Annotated in this window: 26 protein-coding genes and 1 pseudogene; 12 read left to right on the top strand and 15 right to left on the bottom strand. The window is 64.2% G+C overall.

What is annotated here, in order from left to right; translation table 11 throughout:
- Window positions 1-23: 23 nt before the first annotated feature.
- Window positions 24-494 (bottom strand): GNAT family N-acetyltransferase, encoded by a 471-nt coding sequence (locus FJ950_RS20870; protein ID WP_140618277.1) that lies wholly within the window; start codon window positions 492-494, stop codon window positions 24-26.
- A 154-nt stretch (window positions 495-648) separates the two neighbouring features.
- Between FJ950_RS20870 and leuD the strand changes: the two genes are divergently transcribed.
- From leuD to leuB, 6 genes are all read left to right on the top strand, one after another.
- Entirely contained in the window at window positions 649-1,254 is a 606-nt protein-coding gene (gene leuD, locus FJ950_RS20865) for a 3-isopropylmalate dehydratase small subunit (RefSeq protein ID WP_015314976.1), read from the top strand.
- 50 nt (window positions 1,255-1,304) lie between these two features.
- On the top strand, window positions 1,305-2,240 hold the full coding sequence (locus FJ950_RS20860) for a hypothetical protein (protein ID WP_015314975.1): 936 nt from the start codon (window positions 1,305-1,307) through the stop codon (window positions 2,238-2,240).
- 159 nt (window positions 2,241-2,399) lie between these two features.
- Window positions 2,400-3,404, top strand: a complete 1,005-nt coding sequence (locus tag FJ950_RS20855; protein WP_140618275.1) for a L,D-transpeptidase — start codon at window positions 2,400-2,402, stop codon at window positions 3,402-3,404.
- Between the two features lie 124 nt (window positions 3,405-3,528).
- Entirely contained in the window at window positions 3,529-3,912 is a 384-nt protein-coding gene (locus FJ950_RS20850; RefSeq protein WP_140618274.1) for a RidA family protein, read from the top strand.
- 13 nt (window positions 3,913-3,925) lie between these two features.
- Entirely contained in the window at window positions 3,926-4,276 is a 351-nt protein-coding gene (locus FJ950_RS20845; RefSeq protein ID WP_015314972.1) for a VOC family protein, read from the top strand.
- Window positions 4,277-4,458: 182 nt separating this feature from the next.
- Window positions 4,459-5,562: a 3-isopropylmalate dehydrogenase gene (gene leuB, locus FJ950_RS20840; protein ID WP_140618272.1), complete on the top strand. Its 1,104-nt coding sequence runs from the start codon at window positions 4,459-4,461 to the stop codon at window positions 5,560-5,562.
- Here the strand turns inward: leuB and FJ950_RS20835 are convergent, their stop codons facing one another.
- The 4 genes from FJ950_RS20835 to FJ950_RS20820 form a co-directional block, all read right to left on the bottom strand.
- Complete coding sequence (locus tag FJ950_RS20835) at window positions 5,563-6,012, bottom strand: MarR family winged helix-turn-helix transcriptional regulator (protein ID WP_015314970.1); 450 nt, start codon at window positions 6,010-6,012, stop codon at window positions 5,563-5,565.
- The gene (locus FJ950_RS20830) at window positions 6,005-6,433 is read right to left on the bottom strand and encodes a polyketide cyclase (protein ID WP_015314969.1); all 429 of its coding nucleotides are present in this window, start codon (window positions 6,431-6,433) and stop codon (window positions 6,005-6,007) included. The genes FJ950_RS20835 and FJ950_RS20830 overlap by 8 nt, the downstream gene beginning before the upstream one ends.
- 138 nt (window positions 6,434-6,571) lie before the next feature.
- Window positions 6,572-7,300, bottom strand: coding sequence for a DUF805 domain-containing protein (locus FJ950_RS20825; protein WP_140618271.1), 729 nt, complete (start codon window positions 7,298-7,300; stop codon window positions 6,572-6,574).
- A gap of 215 nt (window positions 7,301-7,515) precedes the next feature.
- Window positions 7,516-9,384: a DEAD/DEAH box helicase gene (locus tag FJ950_RS20820; protein ID WP_140618269.1), complete on the bottom strand. Its 1,869-nt coding sequence runs from the start codon at window positions 9,382-9,384 to the stop codon at window positions 7,516-7,518.
- A gap of 458 nt (window positions 9,385-9,842) precedes the next feature.
- On the opposite strand from FJ950_RS20820, the gene FJ950_RS20810 reads away from it, so the two are divergent.
- Window positions 9,843-10,877, top strand: coding sequence for an aspartate-semialdehyde dehydrogenase (locus FJ950_RS20810; protein WP_023774477.1), 1,035 nt, complete (start codon window positions 9,843-9,845; stop codon window positions 10,875-10,877).
- A 217-nt stretch (window positions 10,878-11,094) separates the two neighbouring features.
- Here FJ950_RS20810 and FJ950_RS20805 read toward each other — a convergent pair whose 3' ends face one another.
- On the bottom strand, window positions 11,095-11,502 hold the full coding sequence (locus FJ950_RS20805; protein WP_140618266.1) for an ACT domain-containing protein: 408 nt from the start codon (window positions 11,500-11,502) through the stop codon (window positions 11,095-11,097).
- A gap of 172 nt (window positions 11,503-11,674) precedes the next feature.
- On the opposite strand from FJ950_RS20805, the gene FJ950_RS20800 reads away from it, so the two are divergent.
- The 3 genes from FJ950_RS20800 (at window position 11,675) to FJ950_RS20790 (ending at window position 13,536) form a co-directional block, all read left to right on the top strand.
- Window positions 11,675-12,580 carry a bestrophin family ion channel gene (locus tag FJ950_RS20800; protein ID WP_140618264.1) on the top strand — a complete coding sequence of 302 codons (906 nt, stop codon included), beginning with the start codon at window positions 11,675-11,677 and terminating at the stop codon, window positions 12,578-12,580.
- Between the two features lie 102 nt (window positions 12,581-12,682).
- A complete protein-coding gene (locus tag FJ950_RS20795; protein WP_140618262.1) occupies window positions 12,683-13,093 on the top strand; it encodes a DoxX family protein in 411 nt (136 codons plus the stop codon).
- Window positions 13,094-13,272: 179 nt separating this feature from the next.
- Window positions 13,273-13,536: a YMGG-like glycine zipper-containing protein gene (locus FJ950_RS20790; RefSeq protein WP_015314961.1), complete on the top strand. Its 264-nt coding sequence runs from the start codon at window positions 13,273-13,275 to the stop codon at window positions 13,534-13,536.
- 108 nt (window positions 13,537-13,644) lie between these two features.
- Here the strand turns inward: FJ950_RS20790 and FJ950_RS20785 are convergent.
- A pseudogene (locus tag FJ950_RS20785) lies at window positions 13,645-14,399 on the bottom strand (acyl-CoA thioester hydrolase/BAAT C-terminal domain-containing protein).
- Between FJ950_RS20785 and FJ950_RS29860 the strand changes: the two are divergent.
- Window positions 14,301-14,525, top strand: coding sequence for a hypothetical protein (locus FJ950_RS29860; protein WP_246681360.1), 225 nt, complete (start codon window positions 14,301-14,303; stop codon window positions 14,523-14,525). The pseudogene FJ950_RS20785 and the gene FJ950_RS29860 overlap by 99 nt on opposite strands.
- A 90-nt stretch (window positions 14,526-14,615) precedes the next feature.
- On the opposite strand, the gene rpsP is transcribed toward FJ950_RS29860, so the two are convergent.
- The 6 genes from rpsP to FJ950_RS20755 all read right to left on the bottom strand — a co-directional run bounded on the left by rpsP (window position 14,616) and on the right by FJ950_RS20755 (window position 20,190).
- Window positions 14,616-15,017, bottom strand: coding sequence for a 30S ribosomal protein S16 (gene rpsP / locus FJ950_RS20780; protein ID WP_023774471.1), 402 nt, complete (start codon window positions 15,015-15,017; stop codon window positions 14,616-14,618).
- Window positions 15,018-15,065: 48 nt separating this feature from the next.
- Window positions 15,066-15,392, bottom strand: a complete 327-nt coding sequence (locus tag FJ950_RS20775; protein WP_015314959.1) for a chorismate mutase — start codon at window positions 15,390-15,392, stop codon at window positions 15,066-15,068.
- 7 nt (window positions 15,393-15,399) lie between these two features.
- Window positions 15,400-17,001: a signal recognition particle protein gene (ffh, locus tag FJ950_RS20770; protein ID WP_140618261.1), complete on the bottom strand. Its 1,602-nt coding sequence runs from the start codon at window positions 16,999-17,001 to the stop codon at window positions 15,400-15,402.
- A gap of 294 nt (window positions 17,002-17,295) precedes the next feature.
- Entirely contained in the window at window positions 17,296-18,252 is a 957-nt protein-coding gene (locus FJ950_RS20765; protein ID WP_140618259.1) for a type II CAAX endopeptidase family protein, read from the bottom strand.
- Window positions 18,253-18,430: 178 nt separating this feature from the next.
- Window positions 18,431-19,030: a DUF1236 domain-containing protein gene (locus FJ950_RS20760; RefSeq protein ID WP_015314956.1), complete on the bottom strand. Its 600-nt coding sequence runs from the start codon at window positions 19,028-19,030 to the stop codon at window positions 18,431-18,433.
- Window positions 19,031-19,092: 62 nt separating this feature from the next.
- Window positions 19,093-20,190 carry a putative zinc-binding metallopeptidase gene (locus FJ950_RS20755; RefSeq protein WP_140618257.1) on the bottom strand — a complete coding sequence of 366 codons (1,098 nt, stop codon included), beginning with the start codon at window positions 20,188-20,190 and terminating at the stop codon, window positions 19,093-19,095.
- A 331-nt stretch (window positions 20,191-20,521) separates the two neighbouring features.
- Between FJ950_RS20755 and FJ950_RS20750 the strand changes: the two genes are divergently transcribed.
- Window positions 20,522-21,319: a lytic transglycosylase domain-containing protein gene (locus tag FJ950_RS20750; protein WP_015314954.1), complete on the top strand. Its 798-nt coding sequence runs from the start codon at window positions 20,522-20,524 to the stop codon at window positions 21,317-21,319.
- 48 nt (window positions 21,320-21,367) lie between these two features.
- Here FJ950_RS20750 and FJ950_RS20745 read toward each other — a convergent pair whose 3' ends face one another.
- Window positions 21,368-21,889: a hypothetical protein gene (locus FJ950_RS20745; RefSeq protein ID WP_140618256.1), complete on the bottom strand. Its 522-nt coding sequence runs from the start codon at window positions 21,887-21,889 to the stop codon at window positions 21,368-21,370.
- A gap of 5 nt (window positions 21,890-21,894) precedes the next feature.
- The gene (locus FJ950_RS20740; RefSeq protein WP_140618254.1) at window positions 21,895-23,118 is read right to left on the bottom strand and encodes an argininosuccinate synthase; all 1,224 of its coding nucleotides are present in this window, start codon (window positions 23,116-23,118) and stop codon (window positions 21,895-21,897) included.
- Between the last annotated feature and the right edge of the window lie 131 nt (window positions 23,119-23,249).

Genomic DNA, 23,249 nt, shown 5'->3' with positions numbered 1-23,249 from the left:
ATGGATGGATCACAGAGGAAAAGTCAGCGCTGGCGGGAGATCCAGAAGGCGTCGGGCACGCGCTTCATGCCGATGCGTTCATAGAATCCGACAGCGTCCGGCATGGAAATCAGGCTGATGGCGACCGACGGTCCGAGCTGCCGGGCCACCTCGTCCATCAGTCCCTTGCCGATGCCCAGGCCTTGCGCCTTGGCCGAGACGGCAAGATCGCTGATGTAGCAGACCCAGGAAAAGTCGGTCAGGCAGCGGGCAACGCCAATCAGCGGCCTGCCTCCCATGTCGAGACCGGCCATGTCGAGACCGGCCCTGTCGAGACGGGCCATGTCGAGACGGGCGGTCACGATCAGGCTGGCGCCCTCCAGCATCGCCTTCAGCCTTGCCTCGTCATCGACGGGCCGGACTTCGCCGAGACCGGATTCCACCAGCACGCGGCGGAATTCGGGAATGCCGAGCGCCAGTTCGCGCGCATAGAGAACGTGGGAGTTTTCCACCATTGGACCAGACTGCACCATCGGGCGGTGAATTCGAAGCTGTTTTGCACAGCGCCCTTGTGCCGGCGCGCACGAACAGTTGCCTTTTATTTGCCCGCGGCTTTGTGTAAACCGAGCCTCAGCAAATCCCCCCGCAACGAAAACACGGGCCAAAGCCATGGAAAAATTCACCAAGCTCACCGGCGTCGCCGCTCCCATGCCGATCGTCAATGTCGACACCGACATGATCATCCCGAAGGATTATCTCAAGACGATCAAGCGCACCGGGCTTGGCACCGGCCTCTTCGCCGAGATGCGCTACAAGGACGACGGTTCGGAAAATCCGGATTTCGTGCTCAACAAGCCCGCTTACCGCAAGGCGCAGATCCTGGTTGCCGGCGACAATTTCGGCTGCGGCTCGAGCAGGGAACACGCGCCATGGGCGCTGCTCGATTTCGGCATACGCTGCGTCATCTCGACCTCGTTCGCCGACATCTTCTACAACAACTGCTTCAAGAACGGCGTGCTGCCGATCACCGTCAGCCCCGAGGACCTGGAGAAGCTGATGGACGACGCATCGCGCGGCTCCAACGCCACCCTGTCGGTCGATCTCGAAGCCAAGGAAATCCGTGGCCCGGACGGCGGCGTGGTCACCTTCGACCTCGACGACTTCAAGCGGCACTGCCTGCTCAATGGGCTCGACGATATCGGCCTGACCATGGAAAAGGCAGGCGCCATCGCCTCGTTCGAGAAGAAGAACGCCGAACTGCGCCCCTGGGCCTGAGCGGCCGCCAGGACCGGCCCTTTCCGGGCCGGGTCGAGGGAGGGACAGTCATGAGACATCAGCTTCTTGCCGGCGTTTGCGGGCTGGCCTTGTTGCTGGCGCCCGCCGCGAGCGGGCTCGCGCAGACCCAGACGCCCGCCGCGCAACAGGCGCCGGCGGTGGAAAAGCCGGCCACCGATCAGGATGCGGGAGCCAACGCCGCCGACGCCGCCGATGACGACAAACAGGCGCCGGTGCCGTTCGAAGGCGGCCACCTCACCATCACGCAGCCGGAGCAGGACGGCGAGAAGGTGCTTGCTTATGACGGTAAGCAGCTGGCCAGCAATTACGATCTCTTCTTCGACAAGATTGTGGAGGTTGGCGGCATCAAGGTGGCCCTGTTCGATGTTGGCGATGGCGGCAATCAATGCGGCCCGGCGACGGTGATCGTCTGGAAGCCGGAAGGCGGCGCCATCCAGAGCACCAAGGTCGAGCAGGACGAGTGCGGAGCGCCGCCCGCGGGAGTGTCCGACAACGCCATCTATTTCGTGCCCTATCTCCTGCCGGGGGACCAGAAGCCGGCCCTGCAGTGGTCGCCGACGGATGGGCTGACGATTTCGGGCAATCTCACCTACATGCCCGAACCCGGCACCGACTGGAAAGACATCGATCCGGAAAAGTACCAGAACATCATCGACGCCTTCCACAATGAGGCTGTCTACAAGGAAGCCGAAAAGCTGCTCGGCAAGGACATGCCCGATATGGCGACCAGCCTGCTGGTCGGCGGCGGCACGGAAAAGACCGCGTCCGGCGCCTTCTTCGCCAGCGGCTGCGTGCCGCATGATTGCGGCGGCAATGACGGCTTCATGGCCGTCGACCCGGCCAAGCACCAGCTCTATTTCGCCCGCCGCGGCGACAATGGCCAACCGAACGCCTGGCCGGCGCTGGCGACATGGCCGGCCGATGTGAAGGAAGCGCTGGACAAGGCGCTGGGGTCGGCGAACTAGCCAGGGCATTTCCGGCGAAAGGGCGGCGCCTCCAGGGCTTTGCCCCTTTGTTTCGCGCAGGACCGCGTCAACCGCGATATTCGCTGGGACAAATGGAACCAGATCGGCCGCGCGGCGTCATAGAAGCAGTTTCGCGCGGCAGTGCCTGGAGTAACATCAATGGTCAGGCTCGTTCTTCTGGCGCTTGTTCTGTTCGCCCTCGCGGCTGGCGCCACAGAGGCGGCAAAGCTGGACGCAGCCGCCGTCAACAACGCCCAATTCACCGACGCCGCAACGAAGGGCGTCGACACGAGCGTGTTGAAGGCACAGGTCCTTCTGGATCGCGCGCGCTTCTCGCCTGGCCTGATTGACGGCCGCCAGGCGGAGAACTTCACCAAGGCGGTCCGGGCATTTCAGGCGGCCAACGCCCTGCCCGCCGATGGCAAGCTCAACCGGGAGACCTGGGACAAGCTGGTCGCAACCTCAACAGGCGCGGTTCTTGTGAACTACGAGCTGACGCGCAAGGACGTGCGTGGACCGTTTACCAAGCGCATTCCGGCCAGTATGGAAAGAATGGCTCGCCTGCGCAGGCTCGGCTACCGCAGTTCGCTGGAACGGATCGCGGAGCACTTCCACATCAGCGAACAATTGCTGCGCAGGCTCAACCCGGGCATCAGCTTCAGGAAGGCGGGCGCAAAGGTGCTGGTGCCGGCTATCGACCGAGGCGATCCGCCCTCAGCCATTGTCAGCGTCGAGGTCGACAAGGCCGCGCGCCAGGTTCGCGTTCTCGACAATTCCGGCAAAGTGGTTTCGGTCTACCCCGCCTCGATTGGAAGCGAAGAGAAGCCGGCGCCGAGCGGCGAGGCACAAGTCACACGCGTGGTCCACAATCCCACCTATCACTACGATCCCCGCTTCGCGTTCAAGGGCGTGAAGACCAAACGACCCTTCACCATCGCTGCCGGACCAAACAATCCTGTCGGATCGATCTGGATCGATCTGTCCATTGAAAGTTACGGCATTCACGGCACGCCCGAACCAGGCAAGATCGGGAAGACCTTTTCGCATGGCTGCATCAGACTGACCAATTGGGATGCCGAAGACCTCGCCCTTGAGGTGCACAAAGGCACAAAGGTTGTCTTCACTGGAGAAACGGCTGAATCGGCCGAGGGCCAACCCGGCTGAGGCATCGCGGGAAGAGGGCTGGCCCGTCGGGACCATAGATTCTGCACCGCCGATCCATCCGCATTGGCCCATGGCAGGATCGGGTTTTCGCTCCAAAGTAGCTGCAACAATGCGAGGCTTCCCCATGCGCAAGCTCATCTCAACCGGCTCGCCGTTCGAAAAGACCGCCGGCTATTCACGCGCCGTGGTGCAGGGCGACTGGTGCTTCGTGTCCGGGACGACCGGCTACGATTACGCCACCATGACGATGCCGGACAGTGTCGAGGCGCAGACGCGCAATTGCCTGGCGACGATCGGCAAGGCGTTGCAGGACGGCGGCTTCGAGATATCCGACGTGGTGCGCGCGCACTACTACATCACCGACCAGGCCTTCGTGGATGTCGTCTTCCCGATCCTTGGCGAGACATTCGGCGACATCAGGCCGGCGGCGACGATGATCGTCTGCCAGCTCAACAAGCCGGAAATGAAGATCGAGATCGAGGTGACGGCGCTGCGGCGTACCATGTGAGGAGACTTCCGCCATGAAGGTCCGGCGTATCGTGGCCAATATCGAAACGCCGGACGTGGCCGCGGCGAACCGTTTCTACCACGACGTGCTTGGCCTCGACATCCTGATGGATCAGGGCTGGATCGTAACCTACGGTTCCGAGGACATGATGGAGCTGCAGGTCAGCTTCATGACGCAAGGCGGGTCCGGTACGCCGGTGCCGGATCTGTCGATCGAGGTGGACGATGTCGATGCGGCATTCGAAGCCATGAAGGGCGCCGGCTTCGCCGTCGAATACGGGCCCGCCGATGAACCCTGGGGCGTGCGGCGCTTCTATGTGCGCGATCCGTTGGGCCGGCTGGTCAACATTCTCTCGCACCGGTGAGCGCATCTTCCGTGGCCACTAACTTGGACATGCCGGCGGGACAGCGGCGACAGGTCCTTCGTCCTCCCCTTGCGCTGCAACCGCTTGGCGTTTAGCAAGGCCGCGTCGCACAGCGCCGCGCGCCTCTTTGGCGCGCGAAGGACGCTGCAAACCGAAACGCATTCTTTCTGGGACGGCTCACCATGGCAACGAAGCATCTTTTCCTGCTCCCCGGCGACGGCATCGGCCCCGAGGCGATGGCCGAGGTCAAGAAGCTGATCTCGGCCATGAACGCAAAGCTCGGCAGTGGCTTCGTCATCGACGAGGGCCTGGTTGGCGGCTGCGCCTTCGATGCGCACGGTGCGGCGATTTCCGATGCCGACATGGAAAAGGCGATGGCTGCGGACGCGGTGCTGTTCGGCGCCGTCGGCGGACCGAAATGGGATGCCGTGCCTTACGAGGTGCGCCCCGAAGCCGGCCTGCTGCGCCTGCGCAAGGACATGGAGCTGTTCGCCAATCTCAGGCCCGCCATCTGCTATCCGGCGCTGGCCGCATCGTCCTCGCTGAAGCAGGAAGTCGTCGAAGGCCTCGACATCCTCATCGTGCGTGAGCTGACCGGCGGCGTCTATTTCGGCGAGCCCAAGCAGATCATCGATCTCGGCAACGGCCAGAAGCGCGGCATCGACACCCAGGTCTACGACACGTTCGAGATCGAGCGCATTTCGGGCGTCGCTTTCGAGCTCGCGCGGACCCGCAAGAACCATGTCACCTCGATGGAAAAGCGCAACGTCATGAAGTCGGGCGTGCTGTGGAACGAGGTCGTCACCCAGACCCACAAGGCACGCTATTCCGACGTCAAGCTCGACCACATGCTGGCCGATGCCGGCGGCATGCAGCTGGTGCGCTGGCCAAAGCAGTTCGACGTCATCGTCACCGACAATCTGTTCGGCGACATGCTGTCCGACATCGCCGCCATGCTGACCGGCTCGATCGGCATGCTGCCGTCGGCCTCGCTCGGCGCGCCTGACGCCAAGACCAAGAAGCGCAAGGCGCTGTACGAGCCGGTGCACGGTTCGGCACCCGACATTGCCGGCAAGGGCATCGCCAACCCGATCGCCATGATCGCCTCCTTCGCCATGTGCCTGCGCTATTCCTTCGGCATGGTCGACGAAGCCGACAAGCTTGAAGGCGCTATCGCCGCCGTGCTCGACCAGGGCCTGCGCACCAAGGATATTTTCTCACCCGGCATGACCGAGGTCGGCACGGTCGAAATGGGCGACGCGATCATCGCCAAGTTCCTGGGATAATCAGCGGATCTCGCCGGCAAGCTGCCGCAGCAGACCGACGAGCCGCGCCTCGTCCACCGGCTCGAAAAACGCTGAGTCGGCGGCCTCGACGGCGACGATCGCTTGCTGGGCGGCCGCCGCCCCGGCGGCGGTGACGCGGATCACCTTGGCCCGGGAGTCCCGGGAATCGGCTTCGCGTGCGATCAAACCCTTGGCCTCCAGCCGGGCGACGACGTCAGAGGTCATCTTCACCTCCGTGCCGGCCTGGGCGGCGAGCTGCACCTGGTTGGGCGGTTCGCCATTGCGGCCAAGCCACATCGCCGAGGCGAGCAGCACGAACTGGACATGCGTCAGGTCGAGCGGCGCCAGCGCCGCCGTCATGACGCGCTGCCAGCGCATGGTGGTTCGCCAGAGCAGTAAGCCGGGGCTCTCCGACGGCCCGCCCTTGAAGCGCGTGTCGAGTTCAGCCATGGTTCGCCAACGCCTCCGCCTGCTCGAACAACTTGGCCATCGACACGTCGAAATCGCCACTGATCTGGGGCCCGAGTTCCGGGCCGACCTCGGCGGCCGAAGGACCTGAGATATCGAGCCGGTGCGTCACCTGCGTGCCGCCTTCGACAGGCACCAGAGTGTGCCGGAACAGCAGCTTGGTGTCGCCGAACGAAGTTTCATCGGCATAGGTCACGTTTTCGACGAGATCGACGATGGTCGATTCGAACGTGTCCTGACCGACCGGCGTCACCGAGACGCGGGTCCCCTTGGCGAATGGCCCATGCAGCACGAAGGTATCGGAGCCTTCATAAGTCAGGCGGCCTTCATGCAAGGCCTTGAGCGCGTTCCAGATGGCTTGCGCAGGAAGGGGGGAAGTCGCGGTGTATTCATTGGTCCACATCGTCTTGCTCCATTCACCTATTTAATCTGCACACAGACTATCTGTGCGCGGATTAAATTGCAAGCGGAATCTTCGTCTGTGATACGACGATCGGCTGAACCGTCGTTCTTTGGAGTGACTTTTCGAGGGATCTGGCTCCTAAACCCTGACTCCCGCCGGTATCGGCCCCCACTGGTTTTCACGCGCCTGGGTCGGGATCAGCGCGAAGACCAAGATGATCAGGCTGCCGATGCTGGGGATCAGGATCACCAGATAGAGCCAGCCCGACAGGCCGATATCGTGCAGCCGGCGCACGGTCATGCCGAGGCCGGGCAGGAGCGTCGCCAGCAGGAAGGTGCCGCAGAGGCCGACCGTCACCACCGCCGAGACATCTGTGTCGAAATTGCCCATTTCGATATCGGTGAAGATGCCGATGCCGCCGACGATCAGCAGGCAGACCACCCAAAACAGGCAATAGCCCCAATATTCCTTGCGGCGGGCGCGGCCGGCGAAGTTGAAGTAGTTCTGCGTCAGTCCACGCCAGAAATAGCCCCAGAGATCACTGGGTTCCGCGGTTGCGCTCTCGCTGGATCGGCCGAAATGCTGCGCCCACCCGCCCGCTGTGGATGCGATGCCGGCTTGGGCCGGTGCCGCATCTATTGCTGCGCCAACCGTCGAGTTCACGGCCGGGCCTGCGGTGGTTTGGCCAGCGATCGAAAAGACGTCGCGCGCCTGGCCGCCGCCCGGCTGGAACTCGACCGCCGTCCCGTTGGGCATGGCGGTTTGCCGACGCAGGTTCTCGCGGGTGAAAGTGTAGCTGCTGCCGTCGGCTCCGGTGATGAAGCCGAAGCCCTGGTTCTCGTCATAGTGAAGCACTTCGCCGCGCATCCGCCCGCCCCTTATAGCCCGTTCCCTGCCAAGATGTGGCACAGGCCCAAGCCCATGGGCAAGCCGCCCATAGCTATGGCAGCCAAGCGTTCCGATGCCTGCCGTGCGTCCCTGGCCGGACACATCGCCAGGCAGCACCGGCCGACACTGGCGTCGGCAAGCTGGGCGGCGGCCATCCGGGCCGGCCTGAAGCAGAGCGCGGCCAGTCTGGATTCCTACGAAGGCCGCTTCTTCGTCTTCTTGTTTTTTGGCGGACCGGCGTTGTCGAATTTCGGCTTGCCCGGCTTCTTCGCCCACGGCTTTGCCTCATGCGTGGTGGCCGGACGCTGGTCGACTGAAGCCGGTGCGCGCTTCTCGAATTTGCGCTTCGGCGCGTTCGGGTCGAACGGCGCCTTGCCGCGATGCGGCTTCTTGTCCGGGCTCGGCGGCTGATAGCCGGCCCGCGACAGGTCCGGCGTGCCGTCCAGCCGCTTGACCACGATGTTGCCCTGCAATTTGCGGTCGGGACCGATCGCGGCGAGAAAGCGCTCCGCCCAGTCGGCGGCGATCTGCACGAACGTCTCTTCCGGCTGCATCTTGATGGCGCCGATCTCGCGCTTGGAAATGCTGCCGGCACGGCACAGCATCGGGATCAGCCAGCGCGGCTCGGCATTCTGGCGGCGCCCCACCGACAGCGAGAACCAGACGCTGTCGCCGAAATCGTCGCGGCGGCTGGGCGCCTCGTCGCGATGAGCGAACTTTTCGCCCGCCGCTCTTTCACGCGATGGCGTGAAAGGCGCGACGTCCATGAGATCCTCGGGCGCCGAGCGGCTGGCGCGGCATTGGCGCACGAAGGCGGCCGCCACCTGTTCGGCGCCATGCCGGCTAAGAAGCGCATCGATGAACTCGCGCTCGTCATCCTTGACCGGTTCGTCGAAAGCCGGGTCGGCAAGAATGCGCTCGTCGTCGCGCCGCATCACGTCGTCGGCCGAGGGCGGGCTCGCCCAGGTCGCCGTCAGCTTGGCGCTTTGCAGCAGCCGCTCGGTGCGCCTGCGGGCGCTGTTAGGCACGATCAGCGCGCTGACGCCCTTGCGCCCGGCACGTCCCGTGCGGCCGCTTCGGTGCAGCAGCGTTTCGGGATTGGTCGGCAGGTCGGCGTGGATCACCAGCTCGAGATTGGGCAGGTCGATGCCGCGCGCCGCGACGTCGGTGGCGATGCAGACTTTCGCGCGGCCGTCGCGCATCGCCTGCAGCGCGTGGCTGCGTTCGTTCTGGCTGAGTTCACCCGAGAGCGCCACGACGGAAAAATTGCGGTTGTTGAAGCGTGCGGTCAGATGGTTGACGGCGGCGCGCGTGTTGCAGAACACCAGCGCGTTCTTGGCCTCATAGAAGCGCAGCACGTTGATGATGGCGTTCTCGCGGTCGGCCTGGGCTACATTCAGCGCCCGATACTCGATGTCGAGATGCTGCTTTTCCTCGCCGGCGGCCGAGATGCGCACGGCATCGCGCTGATAGCCCTGTGCGAGCGTGGCGATGGAGCGCGGCACGGTGGCCGAGAACATCAGCGTCCGGCGCTCGGCCGGTGCGGCATCGAGGATGAATTCGAGGTCCTCGCGAAAGCCGAGGTCGAGCATCTCGTCGGCCTCGTCGAGAACCACGGCCTTCAGCGTCGACATGTCGAGCGAATGCCGCGTGATGTGGTCGCGCAGCCGGCCGGGCGTGCCGACGACGATATGGGCGCCGCGCTCCAGCGCGCGCCGTTCGGTGCGCATATCCATGCCGCCGACGCAGGACGCCACCGTGGCGCCGGTTGGCTCATAGAGCCATTCGAGCTCGCGCGTCACCTGCAGCGCCAGTTCGCGTGTCGGCGCCACCGCCAATGCCAGCGGGGCCGCTGCCGGGCCGAAACGTTCCGCGCCGTCGAGCAGCGTCGGCGCCATCGCAAGGCCGAAGGCGACGGTCTTGCCCGAGCCGGTCTGCGCCGACACCAGCGCGTCGGCCTGGCCGAGCTCCAGCACCGCCTTCTGCACCGGTGTCAGGTCGGAATAACCGCGTTTTTCCAGCGCTTGTGCCAGCGCGGGAACAATACCATCGAAGTTGGACATCTCGTTCTTTCGGAATTCAGGGTTCTGCGCTCATCATGGAGCACATGCCGGGGGGCTGGCGGCGCCAGCCAAACAATCTTGGCCGTTCGTACTTCCTGCCGCCCTTCTTGTACAGGGTGCCGTGAAGGCTATGCGGCGTACCGCCAATTGACTCCTGCCGCAAACCGCGTAAAAGCCCGCTTCGAACGGGATCGTTTTTCGATGCGCGGCCTTTTGATGGCTCTTCTTGCATTCGATGCCCCCAGCCTCAATGCGAACCATTGGGCCGGGCGCGTCTCTGCGTCGCCTCGTTCCGGCAAAACCCCATTCTTGGCCAAGAAAACCACCAAAACCACCACCAAAACGGTGTGATTCCCTTGGCCTAACCACCCTCTCCCGGGTCCGGCCCGGGGGACGGAACCCGCACTTGGCCGGCGGGTTTTCTCCAAAAACCAAGCGGAGAGGGACAGGAGATTTTTATGAGTTTCAAGGTTGCGATAGTCGGCGCCACGGGCAATGTGGGCCGGGAAATGCTCAACATCCTGGAAGAGCGCGGCTTTCCAGTGAGCGAAGTCGTGGCGCTCGCCTCGCGGCGCAGCATGGGCACGGAAGTGTCGTTCGGCGACCGCACGCTGAAGGTCAGGCCGCTCGACCAGTATGATTTTTCCGACACTGACATCTGCATCATGTCGGCCGGCGGCAATGTCTCCAAGGAATGGTCGCCGAAGATCGGCAAGCAGGGCTGCGTCGTCATCGATAATTCGTCGGCCTTCCGTTACGACCAGGACGTGCCGCTGATCGTGCCCGAGGTTAACCCGGACGCGATCTCGCTGTTCACACGCAAGAACATCATCGCCAACCCGAATTGCTCGACGGCGCAGCTCGTCGTGGCGCTGAAGCCGCTGCATGATTTCGCCACCATCAAGCGCGTCGTCGTCGCCACCTACCAGTCGGTGTCCGGCGCCGGCAAGGAAGGCATGGACGAGCTGTTCACGCAGACGCGTGCGGTGTTCGTCGCCGACAGCGTCGACGTCAAGAAGTTCACCAAGCGCATCGCCTTCAACGTCATCCCGCATATCGACGTCTTCCTCGATGACGGTTTTACCAAGGAAGAATGGAAGATGGTCGCCGAGACCAAGAAGATGCTCGATCCCAAGATCAAGCTGACGGCGACCTGCGTGCGCGTGCCGGTGTTCATCGGCCATTCGGAAGCGGTCAACATCGAGTTCGAGAAGCCGATCACCGCCGATGAGGCGCGCGACATCCTGCGTGATGCGCCGGGCTGCCAGGTCTTAGACAAGCGCGAGGATGGCGGCTACATCACGCCGCTGGAATCGGCCGGCGAGGACGCCACCTTCATCTCGCGCATCCGCGAGGATTCGACCATCGACAACGGCCTGTCGATGTGGATCGTCTCCGACAATCTGCGCAAGGGCGCGGCGCTGAACGCCGTGCAGATCGCCGAGCTCCTGGTAGAGCGCGGCCTTATCCAGCCGAAGAAGAAGGCGGCTTAATCCCGCTCACGGGCCGTATCGCCGCTGCCGCGGCTGGCCCTCCGCGAGGGCGCCGGACGACCGGCGGCCCGCCGTCGCGGGCTCGGCCTCCGGCCGTTGGCTCTCTTCACCCCGTCACCATACGGGGAGAAGGTGCCGGCGGGCGGATGAGGGGCGGCGCCGGCCTTGCTAATTTTGGCGCTGCCGACTCATGAGATTAGCCGCTCTGCCCCATTTTTCAGCCCGCGCTATTCCTGGCCAGTTCGCGCAGCACCGCCATCGCCTCCTCCGCCCGCCCAGCCGGCACGAACAGATGGTCGTGGTAAAAACCCGAGACCGGATTGACGCCCATGCCGGCGGCGGCGAGGCGCGCGGTGATGGCGGCGAGGAAGCCGACGGCTTCCAGCGATGAGTGGACGTTCAGCGTGATCATCCGGCAGCGGAACGAGGCGGTCAGTTCCGTGCTCCGGGCGGCTTCCTCCGTCACGATCAGCGTCGTGCCTTCGCGCTCCCGAAACGCCATGACCGGTTCGAGGCCTTCGGGCTGTGGAACGCCAGGCGGCAGCGTGGCGAAGACATAGATGCCATCGCGCAGTTCCGGCGTCATCGACGCCAACAGAGTGCTCAGATCGGTCTCGCCCGTCATTTTTTCTCGCCTGCATCGGGACGGCAGCAGCTTCTCAATATCCGCAAACAGCACACACCGGTAGTCGACACACGGACGACATGGCAATGTCGGCGGCGGCCGGGCTTGCATGACGGCCGCATCGCACAATACAGGAGCTGAGGGCCGACGCCGGTCCGTGAAAGGCTCCCGAATGATCGTTCGTCCGCGCCCCACCTTCCTGCAGCTGTTCTTCATCATGCGCGGTTCGGTGGTGCCACGCATCCTGCCGCAGATTTTCGGCTTCGCGATCTATTCGGCGGTCATCCTCGTCGTGGCACGCCGGTTCCAGCTCGATCTCGGCGTCTTCAACATCACGCCTTTCGGACTGGTGGGCGTGACCTTGTCGATCTATCTGTCGTTTCGCAACAACGCCGCCTATGATCGCTGGTGGGAGGCGCGCAAACTGTGGGGCGCGCTGGTCTTCGAAATCCGCAATCTGGCCCGCGCCACGACAAGCCTCATTCCCGATCGGGCCGAGCAGCGCGCCCTGCTGATGGAAGCGCTGGCCTTCTGTCATTTTCTGCGCGGCCAGTTGCGCAAGATCGACAGCGTCAAGGAGGTCCATGCCTTCATCGAGGCTGAAGCCGGGACGGCCGCTAGTTTCGCCAATCCGGCGGACGAGATGGTCAGGCGCATGGGCCGCCGTGCCAATGCGCAGCGCCGGGCTGGCGACCTCGACACGATCGGTTTCCGCATTCTGGATGAGAGGCTGGCGTCAATCACCGCCATCCAGGCCGGCTGCGAGCGGATCGCCGGCACGCCCTTACCCTTCGCCTACACGCTGCTGGTGCACCGCACGGCCTATATCGTGTGCCTGCTGCTGCCGATTGGCCTGATCTCGACCACCGGTTGGGCAACGCCATTGTTCACGGCGCTGATCGCCTACACTTTCTTCGGCCTCGACGCGCTTTCGGAAGAGCTTGAGGATCCGTTTGGCACCGAAGCCAACGACCTCGCGCTCGACGGCCTGTGCCGGGTCTGCGAAATCTCGGTGTTCGAGGCCTTGGGCGAGACGCCACCAAAGATGCTGTCGGCCGAAAAGTTCTATCTTTCGTAACGCCGCATCGTCAAAAATCCGAACATTTGTCGGATCGACGCCTCATGGAACGTCCTTGGTTCGACCCACCGAAAAAGGGGCTGACCATCAGGAGGACACCCAATGAGCATTTCTCAAACCGCGCCCGTCTCGGCTGGCGCCCTGTGGACCGGCCGGGCGCTCAGCGGCCTCATCGTCCTGTTCATGATCTTCGACGGCGCCATCAAGCTGCCGCCGCTCGACGTGGTCACCCAGACGATGGTGCCGCTTGGGTGGCCAGCCGATCCCAACGTCGCGCGCATGCTGGGCGTCATCGGCCTGGTCTCGACCGCGCTCTACGCGCTGCCGCGCACCTCCGTGCTCGGCGCCCTCCTGCTCACCGCCTATATGGGCGGCGCCATCGCCACCAATGCGCGCATCGGCAATCCGCTGTTCTCGCACATGCTGTTCGGCGTCTATCTCGGCATCATCCTATGGGGCGGCCTCTATCTGCGCGACCCCAGGGTTCGTGCGCTGATCCCGTTCAGCCGATAGCTGTTCCGAGCCAAGAACAGCGTCCACTTCGCCTGCACGCCATCGGGTGGCGATACCGCCGATGCGGTCTGTTTGGGCGAGCGGCGTCGCGATCTTCGTTCTCCTCGGGATCAAATTAGCCGTCTGAGAGTTAAGCACTTGGCGGCAAGACGGCGATCCGCGTGTGAGAGGAACGACAAATGAAGAAAATACTGACCATTCTGGTGCTGACGACGGCACTGGGTGCATGTTCGCAAACGGAAAAAGGGGCTGCCGTGGGCGGCCTGGGCGGTGCTGCGGTTGGCGCGGCCGTGGCCGGAGATCCGGTGCAGGGCGCTGTTGTCGGCGGTGCGGTCGGCGCCGTGGCCGGCGCGCTGATCGGCCATGCCAGCGAAAGCGGCCAATGCCGGTACCGCGATCGCCATGGTCGGGTCTATGTCGATCGCTGCCCAAGCGGTTATTGATCGGCCTCAGTCCAAACATGAAGAGCAAAACGGCGGGGTTTTTACCCGCCGTTTTCGATCGATGAATTGACCGCGACTCGCTTGAGACAGCCGCCGCCGCGAGCCGCGCTACAACAGATCCTGAATGTATCGCCAGGCGTCCCGTCCCAGATCCGCATCGGCGCGGTCATTGCCGCCATGCGCATGCGAGCTTGAGCGCGGGGTGGTTTCGCCAGGCAGGACGATGCGGTGGCCGGCGCCGGGGGCCGAAACCAGGCGCGTGGCCTTTCCGGCGTCTTGCCGACGCTGGACAATCGACGCGGCAAATTCCAGGGACGGCCACAGCGCGTCGTCGCCGCCCGCGATCAGCATGACCGTCGCCGAAATTTCCTCGACGGGAATGGCGGCCCTGTCGGCCTCCTCCTTGAAAGCGGTCAGGCAGTGTTCGAAAAGCCCTCGGTAGGACACGAGGCCATCGACGTAGCTTGCTTTCCAATTTGGGTCGGCTGGAACAAAGGGGCACGGCAGTCCCTTGAGTGTCCACGACGACCGCTCGGGCCAGCTGACGCCGTCGCGGCCCGGCCCGATGTTTCCCCAGACCACCGATGTCGGGCTGATCGCGACAACGGCGTCGATGCGCGGGTCATGCGCCGCCACGAGCAAGGCCGCCTCGGCACCTTTGGACGTGCCGACATAAACGATACGCCGGCATCCCAAACCGACAAGACGGTCGGTCGCGGCGAAAAAAATCTCCAGGGGGATTCGCATATGCCTGGGATCTGGTCTTGGCCGCCAAACCACCGGAGGGCAAGGGCAGAGACGCCCACATCGGCAAACAGCCTGGCGCGCCCGACGTCGACGCGGCCGCTCGATCCGCTCAGCACCACGACACCTGTCGTGGCCTCGGGGCATCGCAACAGGGTTCCGGCGACGAAGCCGGACAGGATTTCCTCCGCGACTGCCCGTTCGTCCATCCGATCCTCAGCCGGAAATCAGAAGCTTTCCAATGAAACAGCAAAGGGCAGGTGAGTGACAAATGCAAACAACAAAACGGCGGGCTTTTGACCCGCCGTTTTGTTCCCGCAATGAATAGGAAGCGATTACTCCGCGGTAGCGGCTTCCGCTTCGGCCGGTGCGGCAGCGGCCGAGGCGACGGCGGCAGCGGCGTCTTCCTGGGCCTTCTTCAGCAGGGCGGCGCGTTCCTGCGCCTTCTTGCCGGGCTCGGCCTTCTTCGGGTTGGAGCGGGCTTCGCGCTTGGCGAGGCCGGCCTCATCGAGGAAGCGCAGCACGCGGTCGGTCGGCTGGGCGCCGTGCGACAGCCAATGCTTGACGCGGTCGGCGTCGACCTTGATGCGCTCGCCGTCCTTCGGCAGCAGCGGGTTCCACGAGCCGAGCGACTCGATGAACCGGCCGTCGCGAGGCGAACGGGCGTCGGCAACGACGACGTGGTAGTAAGGACGCTTCTTCGAGCCCGCACGGGCCAGTCTGATCTTCAGTGCCATTTCTTTTCTCCTAAAAGCTCTGATTTCGTTTGATAAGTCAGGGTTTCTTCAACCCGTTTTCGTCACGCCGTTGGCAGCGGCGATCTGTTCGTGGTGCCGGATCACTTCGCGGACGACGAAGTTGAGGAATTTCTCCGCGAAATCCGGGTCGAGATGCGCGTCATGCGCCAGCTGGCGCAGGCGGGCGATCTGCTGCTGCTCGCGCGCCGGGTCGGCCGGCGGCAGGCCATGCTCGGCCTTCAGCACGCCAACCGCCTTGGTGCAGCGGAAGCGCTCGGCGAGCATGTGGATGAGGGCCGCGTCGATGTTGTCGATCGAGGCGCGGTAGCCGGCCAGGATGGTGCGGGCGTCGGCCATGTCCTTTTCTTCGTTCATAGCGTCCTCACTTTTTCTTGCCGAGACCGGGCAGGCCGCCACCGCCGCCAAGGCCGGGAAGCTTCATGCCGCCGGGCAGGCCGGGCAAGCCGCCGCCGGGAAGACCGCCGGGCAGGCCCTTCATGCCGCCGAGGCCGGCGGCCTGCGCCTGCTTCTGCAAGGCTTCGAGCTGCTTGGGGTCCATCTTCGACAGATCGGGCATGCCGCCGCCCATCATGCCGCCCATTCCGCCACCGGGCATCATGCCGCCGAGGCCCATCTTGGAGGCAAGGCCACCCATCATGCCACGCATCAGGCCACCGCCTTTGCCCTTGCCGCCCATCGCCTTCATCATGTCGGCCATGCCGCGATGCATCTTCAGGAGCTTGTTGATCTCGGCGGCATCGGTGCCGGAGCCAGCGGCGATGCGCTTCTTGCGCGAGTGCTTGAGAATGTCGGGATTGGCGCGCTCGGCCTTCGTCATTGAGGAGATGATGGCGAGCTGGCGACCGAACATCTTGTCGTCGAGGCCGGCGGCGGCCATTTGGTCCTTCATCTTGCCCATGCCGGGCATCATGCCCATGATGCCGCCCATGCCGCCCATCTTCGACATCTGCTGAAGCTGCTGGGCGAGGTCGTTCAGGTCGAACTTGCCCGACTGCATCTTCTTGGCCATCGCCGCCGCCTGCTCGGCATCGATGTTCTCGGCGGCTTTTTCGACCAGGCTGACGATGTCGCCCATGCCCAGGATGCGGTCGGCGATGCGCTTGGGGTGGAATTCCTCCAGCCCGTCCATCTTTTCGCCGGTGCCGATCAGCTTGATCGGCTTGCCGGTGACGGCGCGCATCGACAGCGCGGCACCGCCACGGCCGTCGCCGTCCATGCGGGTCAGCACCAGGCCGGTGATACCGACGCGCTCGTCGAAGCTCTTCGCCAGGTTGACGGCGTCCTGGCCGGTCAGCGAATCGGCGACCAGCAGGATCTCGTGCGGGCTCGACACCTTCTTGATGTCGGCCATCTCGACCATCAGCGGCTCGTCGATATGGGTGCGGCCGGCGGTGTCGAGGATGACGACGTCATGGCCGCCGAGCTTGGCCGCCTGCACGGCGCGCTTGGCGATATCGACCGGGTTCTGGCCTGCGATAACAGGCAGCGTCGCCACCTTGACCTGCTCGCCGAGCTGGCGCAGCTGCTCCTGCGCGGCCGGACGCCGCGTGTCGAGCGAGGCCATCAGGACCTTCTTGTTCTGCCGCTCGGTCAGCCGCTTGGCGATCTTGGCCGAAGTGGTGGTCTTGCCGGAGCCCTGCAGGCCGACCATCATGATGACGACCGGGGCCGGTGCGTTGAGGTCGATGGCGACACCCTCGGCGCCGAGCATGTCGACCAGCTCGTCATGGACGATCTTGACGACCATCTGCCCCGGCTTGATCGACTTCAGCACCGCGGCGCCGACGGCCTTCTCGCGCACCTTGTCGGTGAAGGATCGCACCACTTCCAACGCCACGTCGGCCTCGAGCAGCGCACGGCGCACCTCGCGCAGCGCTGCCGAGACATCAGCCTCCGACAGCGCGCCGCGGCCGGTCAGGCCGTTCAGGATGGAGCCAAGACGCTCCTGCAGCGATTCAAACATTCGTTTTCCTTTTCCCTGGCACCGGATGGTGCCCGAGAGGTAATGCGTTCGCGCCCAGTCTCCAAGCAAAAGCCAGTCCAAGCAAAAGCCCAAAACCAAAAAGCACCCGGGGGCGCACAGCGCTGCCGGGTGTTGGCCTCCAGGATCTGTTTACAGCACTCGGCCTCAAAGAGGTTTCGGCATCCTGGTCGGCTTGCTCGGAGGGATACTCGTCGCGGAATTGGTGGGCTGTAGACAGGAATTTGGCGCGAGAGTCAAGGCAAGGCCGGTGTTGCGATGTTTTCCGGGCAGCGATCAAGCAGCACCCACGGCGTTTGGAACCTCGGCCGTGACCTTCAGCGGCGAGCGCGGATGCAGCAGCAAGACAATCGTCAGCAGGCTGCAGGCAATACCGATGAGCGCAATGAGGATCGCATCCGATATCATCCAGCCCGGCCCTTCGAGCGGCTTTGCGGTGAACAAGGCGAAGGAATTGTAGCTCTCCTGATGCGAGATCAGCAGGAAGCCGGTGAGGTTGTTGCCAAGATGAGCGCCAAGGGCCGCGCCGAGATTGCCGGTGGCGTAGACCACGAGCGTCAGAAGCAGTGCGAAGGCAGCGATCGACACCAGCACGCTGGCGTTGATGGCGGCCGACGAACCGCCGCTCCAGTGCAGCGAGGTGAACAGCAGGCCGGGCAGCAGCGCCCAGACGCACGGGCTTCTGAACCGATTGGCCAGGCCACGCAGCAGGTAGCCGCGAAACAGCACCTCCTCCGACGAAGTCTGCAGCAAGGTGAGCGCGGCGATCGGGATCGCGAACAGCAGCCATGACGACAGGCTGATCGTGCCGCGCGCAATGCCGGGCTGCAGCAGATAGAACAGGATTTCGGACAAGGCCGAGGTGATCAGCACCGCGATCAGCCCCTTGAGGAAGTCCGGTCGCGCTACGCGGCGGCCGGCGCCAAGCAGCGCCGACAGCGGCTCGCCATGCACCCAGCGCATCACGATCCACAGGCCGATCCAGATCCCCGCGAAAGAGGCGAGCGCGCAGAGGATGCCGATGGGCGAGGCGAGAAAACCTTCAATGCCGTATGGCGAAGCCGCCGCCCCCTGCCAGGCGAAGTAAACATGGGTGCCACCGAACAGCACGGCCGCGGTGGTGGCGCCCCAGAACAGGACGACGATCAGCGTTCCCAGCAACAGGCGCGGCAAGGTCGTCCTGGCGGTCGGCGTGTTGCGATAGCGCTCGAAGGCAGTGTCGTCGATCGTCACGCTTGTCCTCGATCCCAATCCATCGCTGCTTGATCCAGCTGATGGTTTCGGGAACCGGAATCGATATCAGCAGGAATACGCGCACTCCGATTGCCCCGGAACGCAGGCGCGGGCCAGCCTGCCGCGGTCGCCAATCCAGGTTTCGCCGGCGGCCGCTTCGGCGACCGCCGGCATCGCGTCAACGCACGACGTACATGATGCGCCGTGTCTGCGGATCGATCAGCGCCCGCTGGCCGTTCACATAGACGTAGCGGTAGTTGTAGTCAGGAATTTCGCGCAGCTCGACCGTATCGGGCAGGGTCGCGCCGGTGACCACCTCGCCGTCGAGATAGACGGGGTCGAGGCGATGGGTGTCGACATAGGTCCGTACCGCGGCCGGCGGCGCTGGAAAGTCGCCAACCACCGGATCGCTGGAAATGATCGCACCGGTATAGTCGGTCGAATAGTTGCCGATGTCGTCCGGCGGCGAGACCACGGCAACGGCGGAGCGGCGCTGCGTCAGCACCACGCGGCTGCCGCCGAAATCGGCGGTGACGTAGTCGGAATAGACCCAGCCCTGGCCGCCAGCTTCGGCGATGGTGCACCATTTGCTGTTTTCGATGCAGCCGTTGAGCGTCGCCGACTGGCCTGCGGCGAGAACGCCAATGACAGGATATTGCGGGCCGGGACCGGCACGCACGTTGAGATCGGTGACTGCCGAGACAGCGGTATCGGCCAATGCCGCGCCCGACATTGCGGTCAGCATCCCGGCTATTGCGGGAAACAATAAGGATTTCATGGGTTCTCTCCGTTTCACAGTCCCTCGGCGGTGACAACGGGACAGCAGCGCATGCGTTCCGGCTAAAATGCGCGAGCCAACTCACGATTTGTTCCGGCCTCCATCGGCAAGCCGGTCAGAAGATCGTGTACGAACGCCAGTTTCCGCGCGGTCGCGTCCGAAATGACGAAGGGGTAGAGGTCGGGTAGGCCCATGCAGCGGTTGATCGAATTGGAGGCTTCCGACAGCACCAGCCAGCGGGCAAGGATCTTGTCGAAGGGCTCGGGTGTGTTGGCGGGCTCCGAGGGTGCTGCCTGCGGCTCGCCCCCGGTATCGCCCCGCGGCAGTTCGTTCGTCTCCACCGTCTCCAGCCGGCCGAGCGGGAAGTTCAGCGCATGGACCATCTCCAGCGTGTCGGTAATGTGCAGGTGGTGGGCCCAGGTCTCGGCCCAGTCCTCCCACGGATGCGAGGTGGCGTAGGCCGAGATGTGGTCTTGCTGCCAGTCGGGTGCCGCGCCATTGGCGTAATAAGCCTTCAGCGCCTGTTCGTAGTCGGCACGCTCGTCGCCGAACAAGGCGCGGAACGCTTCCAGCCTTTGCGGATCGTCGCGGATCAGGCGGTCCCAGTAATAGTGGCCGAGCTCGTGGCGGAAATGGCCGAGCAGCGTGCGGTAATTCTCACCCATCTGGACGCGACGTTTTTCGCGCTCGGCTGAATCGGCTTCGGCGACGTTCAGCGTGATCAGGCCGTTGTCGTGACCAGTGAGAATCCGTTCGCCGCCCGGGCCGCCGCCGATCGGATCGGCGAGGAAGTCGAAGGCCAGCCCGATCTCGTCCGTCGGGCTCTGCTTGGGCGCCACCGGCAGGCCGAAGGCGAGCAGCGAATAGATGGCGCGCTTCTTCGCCGCCTCGACGCGAATCCAGCGGCGGCGATTGCCATCGACCGAGAGATCCGGGATCAGCTGGTTCAGCACGCAGGCCCGGCAGAAGACCTGTCCCGGCTCGGCCATCCAGTTGCAGGCGCATTCATCGGCATTGGTGCACTGGATCGCGCCGTCGACGCCGGACAAGACAAAGCGCGCGCCCTCGGGATCATAGAGCACGAGACTGCTGCAGTTCAGGCACTGGGCATTCTCGAAATAGAGACGGTGGCCGCAATGCGGGCAGTCGAAAAGTTTCATCTCGGTCTCAATTCGTCAGAAGGGATGTATGATTCATCTGAAAGGGATGCATGATTCATAGGAAGGGATCATGGCGGCCCGTGCCCAAACGCGAACCACCGGCCGGTGTTCCGCGGTCCAGCGCGACTATTTTGCTTCGCCGGTCCAGGCGCGCCTGCCCCGGTCCATGGGCGGCATCAGCGTCTTTCATGCCTGACACTCGCCATAATAATCACTTGATCGTAGGCAAATTCCCCGGCATTCGCCAGCATCGCGCCACAGACGGTGACAAATGCGCGTTTCGCTGGCAAATTCGCAAACGGGACGTGAATCAGGCAACCAGGAGAACAACATGGCATTTCGTGCCAAGGGTAGGATTTTAGCGGCGGCGGTGGTGGCGGTGCTGGGGCTGGCAACCGGCGCGCAAGCGGCGGCCAGCTGCGGCAAGACCGGCGCCGGCTTCGACGCCTGGAAACAGGACTTCGCCGCCGAGGCCAAGTCCGAAGGTGTCGGGTCGAGGGGTCTGGCCGCTCTGGCCGGCGCGACCTACGCAACAAGGACGATCTCCGCCGACCGCGCCATCCACAAGGCTTTCAGCGGCTCGGTGGACGATTTCATGAAACGCCGCGGCGGGTCGGCGATCATCTCCAAGGGCCGTTCGCTGAAGAAGTCGAACGCAGCGCTGTTCAACCAGATTGAAGCCAACTACGGCGTGTCGCCGGGCGTGCTGCTCGCCATCTGGGGCATGGAAACCGGCTTCGGTGCTTCCATGGGCAACCAGAACACAGTCTCCGCCATTGTGACGCTTGCCTATGATTGCCGCCGGCCCGACTATTTTCACCCGCATGCCATCGCGGCCCTGAAGCTGGTTGATCGCGGAGCGTTGACCGCCTCGTCGGTCGGCGCCATGCATGGCGAGATCGGCCACACGCAGTTCCTGCCCGGAAATGTCTTGAAGTATGCGGTAGGCAGCGGAAACCTGCGCGACAAGGCGATCGCTTTGGCCTCCACCGCCAACTTCCTCAAGGGTCACGGCTGGCGGGCTGGCGCCAGCGCGCAGTCGAATATGGGCGCGATCGCCGGCTGGAATTCGGCAAGCGTCTATCAGCAGGCCATCGCCCGCATCGCCACCGCGATCGACGCTGATTGATCGATCCGCACGGCCATTGAACGAAAAACCCGGCCACCGCGCCGGGTTTCATTTCACGTCGAGCGCATAGGAACAGCCGGCCAGCGTCCTGCCGGGGTGGGACTCGACGGTCGAGACGTTGAGCGTGATGCGCGTGGCAAGGCTCACGCCGCCGGCGTCCTCGCTGCTTTCGGCCATGACCTTCTCGCCGAGGAACTTGTCCGGCGTCGAGACCGTCGCCGGGACGTCGAGCTGGCGGGCGAGGTCCGGCGCGGCGATGCCATCAAGCACGGCCATCGGCCCTGTCGCGGTAAAGACGATCGTCGCGGTCTCGCGCCCGAAGACATGGACCGGGGCCGACAATCGATACTGCCGCAGGAAGGGATTGCCGGAAGCGACCTCCTTCCAGCCAAGGGTCTGCGCCGCGTCCGGCTCACCGCCCAGCCAGAGGGCAAGACCATTATACGCCGGCAGATCGGCCCTGCATTCGATGAGGGCGGCGAGGTCCAGGGAGGTGGGCGCGAAGTCCCCAGCCATGACCGGCGCCGCCAGAAAGAGCAGCGGCACCGGGCATCGACCGAGACAGCGCATTCCGTCTAGCTGTTGCGGTTGCGCGCGGCCAATGTCCGCAGCCTCAGCGCATTGAGGCGGATGAAGCCGGCGGCGTCCTTCTGGTCATAGGCGCCACGGTCGTCCTCGAAGGTGACCAGCGCGTCGGAATAGAGCGTCTTCCCAGACTTGCGGCCGGTGACCATGACATTGCCCTTGTAGAGCTTCAGCCGCACCGTGCCTTCGACGTCTTCCTGGCTCTTGTCGATCATCGCCTGCAGCATCAGGCGCTCGGGCGAGAACCAGAAGCCGTTGTAGATGAGCTCCGCGTAGCGCGGCATGAACTCGTCCTTGAGGTGCGCGGCACCCCGGTCGAGCGTGATCGATTCGATGGCGCGATGGGCCACGATCAGGATGGTGCCGCCCGGCGTTTCATACACGCCTCGCGATTTCATGCCGACGAAACGGTTCTCGACCAGGTCGAGCCGGCCTACGCCATTGTCGCGGCCGAGATCGTTGAGCGCCGCCAGCATGGTGGCCGGCGACAGCTTCTTGCCGTTGAGCGCGACCGGGTCGCCCTTCAGGAATTCGATCTCGATCTCGGTGACGGCATCCGGCGCGTCCATCGGCGACACGGTGCGCTGGTGCACGAATTCCGGCGGCTCGCTCCATGGGTCTTCCAGCACCTTGCCCTCGGAGGACGAGTGCAGCAGATTTGCGTCGACGGAGAACGGTGCGTCGCCCCTCTTGTCCTTCGGCACCGGGATCTGGTGCTGTTCGGCGAAGTTCATCAGGTCGGTGCGCGATTTGAACGACCAGTCGCGCCACGGCGCGATGACCTTGATGTCGGGGTTGAGCGCATAGGCCGAAAGCTCGAAACGGACCTGGTCGTTGCCCTTGCCGGTGGCGCCATGCGCGATGGCGTCGGCGCCGGTTTCCCTGGCGATCTCGACCAGGTGCTTGGAGATCAGCGGCCGCGCGATCGAGGTGCCCAGGAGATAGGTGCCTTCATAGACGGTGTTGGCGCGGAACATAGGGAAGACGAAGTCGGCGACGAATTCCTCGCGTACGTCGACGACGCGGATGTCCTTGATCCCCATCATCTCGGCCTTGCGGCGCGCCGGCTCCAGTTCGCCGCCCTGGCCGAGATCGGCGGTGAAGGTGACGACTTCGGCGCCGAGTTCGGTCTGCAGCCATTTCAGAATGATGGATGTGTCGAGGCCGCCGGAATAGGCGAGCACGACCTTCTTGACGTCTTTGATCTTGGACATTTCTGCTCCGTCGAAAGGTGGACGCCTGAGGCAAGGCGTCACGGATTGTCGGAGCGCCTTTTAGCAGGAACGGCAAAGCGAGCAAGCGCACGCGGCGCAAGGTTGCTGATCCAGCGCGGCAGTACGACGCC

This window comes from Mesorhizobium sp. B2-3-14, from assembly GCF_006442175.1.
GTDB lineage: Bacteria > Pseudomonadota > Alphaproteobacteria > Rhizobiales > Rhizobiaceae > Mesorhizobium > Mesorhizobium australicum.
Note: the sequence above shows the minus strand (reverse complement) of the source record. Positions and strands in the feature narration are given on the sequence as shown.

Excerpts from the sequence above, each read along its gene's own strand:
- FJ950_RS20870 (WP_140618277.1), bottom strand. The coding sequence starts at position 494 with ATGGTGGAAAACTCCCACGTTCTCTATGCGCGCGAACTGGCGCTCGGC.
- leuD (WP_015314976.1), top strand. The coding sequence starts at position 649 with ATGGAAAAATTCACCAAGCTCACCGGCGTCGCCGCTCCCATGCCGATC.
- FJ950_RS20860 (WP_015314975.1), top strand. The coding sequence starts at position 1,305 with ATGAGACATCAGCTTCTTGCCGGCGTTTGCGGGCTGGCCTTGTTGCTG.
- FJ950_RS20855 (WP_140618275.1), top strand. The coding sequence starts at position 2,400 with ATGGTCAGGCTCGTTCTTCTGGCGCTTGTTCTGTTCGCCCTCGCGGCT.
- FJ950_RS20850 (WP_140618274.1), top strand. The coding sequence starts at position 3,529 with ATGCGCAAGCTCATCTCAACCGGCTCGCCGTTCGAAAAGACCGCCGGC.
- FJ950_RS20845 (WP_015314972.1), top strand. The coding sequence starts at position 3,926 with ATGAAGGTCCGGCGTATCGTGGCCAATATCGAAACGCCGGACGTGGCC.
- leuB (WP_140618272.1), top strand. The coding sequence starts at position 4,459 with ATGGCAACGAAGCATCTTTTCCTGCTCCCCGGCGACGGCATCGGCCCC.
- FJ950_RS20835 (WP_015314970.1), bottom strand. The coding sequence starts at position 6,012 with ATGGCTGAACTCGACACGCGCTTCAAGGGCGGGCCGTCGGAGAGCCCC.
- FJ950_RS20830 (WP_015314969.1), bottom strand. The coding sequence starts at position 6,433 with ATGTGGACCAATGAATACACCGCGACTTCCCCCCTTCCTGCGCAAGCC.
- FJ950_RS20825 (WP_140618271.1), bottom strand. The coding sequence starts at position 7,300 with ATGCGCGGCGAAGTGCTTCACTATGACGAGAACCAGGGCTTCGGCTTC.
- FJ950_RS20820 (WP_140618269.1), bottom strand. The coding sequence starts at position 9,384 with ATGTCCAACTTCGATGGTATTGTTCCCGCGCTGGCACAAGCGCTGGAA.
- FJ950_RS20810 (WP_023774477.1), top strand. The coding sequence starts at position 9,843 with ATGAGTTTCAAGGTTGCGATAGTCGGCGCCACGGGCAATGTGGGCCGG.
- FJ950_RS20805 (WP_140618266.1), bottom strand. The coding sequence starts at position 11,502 with ATGACGGGCGAGACCGATCTGAGCACTCTGTTGGCGTCGATGACGCCG.
- FJ950_RS20800 (WP_140618264.1), top strand. The coding sequence starts at position 11,675 with ATGATCGTTCGTCCGCGCCCCACCTTCCTGCAGCTGTTCTTCATCATG.
- FJ950_RS20795 (WP_140618262.1), top strand. The coding sequence starts at position 12,683 with ATGAGCATTTCTCAAACCGCGCCCGTCTCGGCTGGCGCCCTGTGGACC.
- FJ950_RS20790 (WP_015314961.1), top strand. The coding sequence starts at position 13,273 with ATGAAGAAAATACTGACCATTCTGGTGCTGACGACGGCACTGGGTGCA.
- rpsP (WP_023774471.1), bottom strand. The coding sequence starts at position 15,017 with ATGGCACTGAAGATCAGACTGGCCCGTGCGGGCTCGAAGAAGCGTCCT.
- FJ950_RS20775 (WP_015314959.1), bottom strand. The coding sequence starts at position 15,392 with ATGAACGAAGAAAAGGACATGGCCGACGCCCGCACCATCCTGGCCGGC.
- ffh (WP_140618261.1), bottom strand. The coding sequence starts at position 17,001 with ATGTTTGAATCGCTGCAGGAGCGTCTTGGCTCCATCCTGAACGGCCTG.
- FJ950_RS20760 (WP_015314956.1), bottom strand. The coding sequence starts at position 19,030 with ATGAAATCCTTATTGTTTCCCGCAATAGCCGGGATGCTGACCGCAATG.
- FJ950_RS20755 (WP_140618257.1), bottom strand. The coding sequence starts at position 20,190 with ATGAAACTTTTCGACTGCCCGCATTGCGGCCACCGTCTCTATTTCGAG.
- FJ950_RS20750 (WP_015314954.1), top strand. The coding sequence starts at position 20,522 with ATGGCATTTCGTGCCAAGGGTAGGATTTTAGCGGCGGCGGTGGTGGCG.
- FJ950_RS20745 (WP_140618256.1), bottom strand. The coding sequence starts at position 21,889 with ATGCGCTGTCTCGGTCGATGCCCGGTGCCGCTGCTCTTTCTGGCGGCG.
- FJ950_RS20740 (WP_140618254.1), bottom strand. The coding sequence starts at position 23,118 with ATGTCCAAGATCAAAGACGTCAAGAAGGTCGTGCTCGCCTATTCCGGC.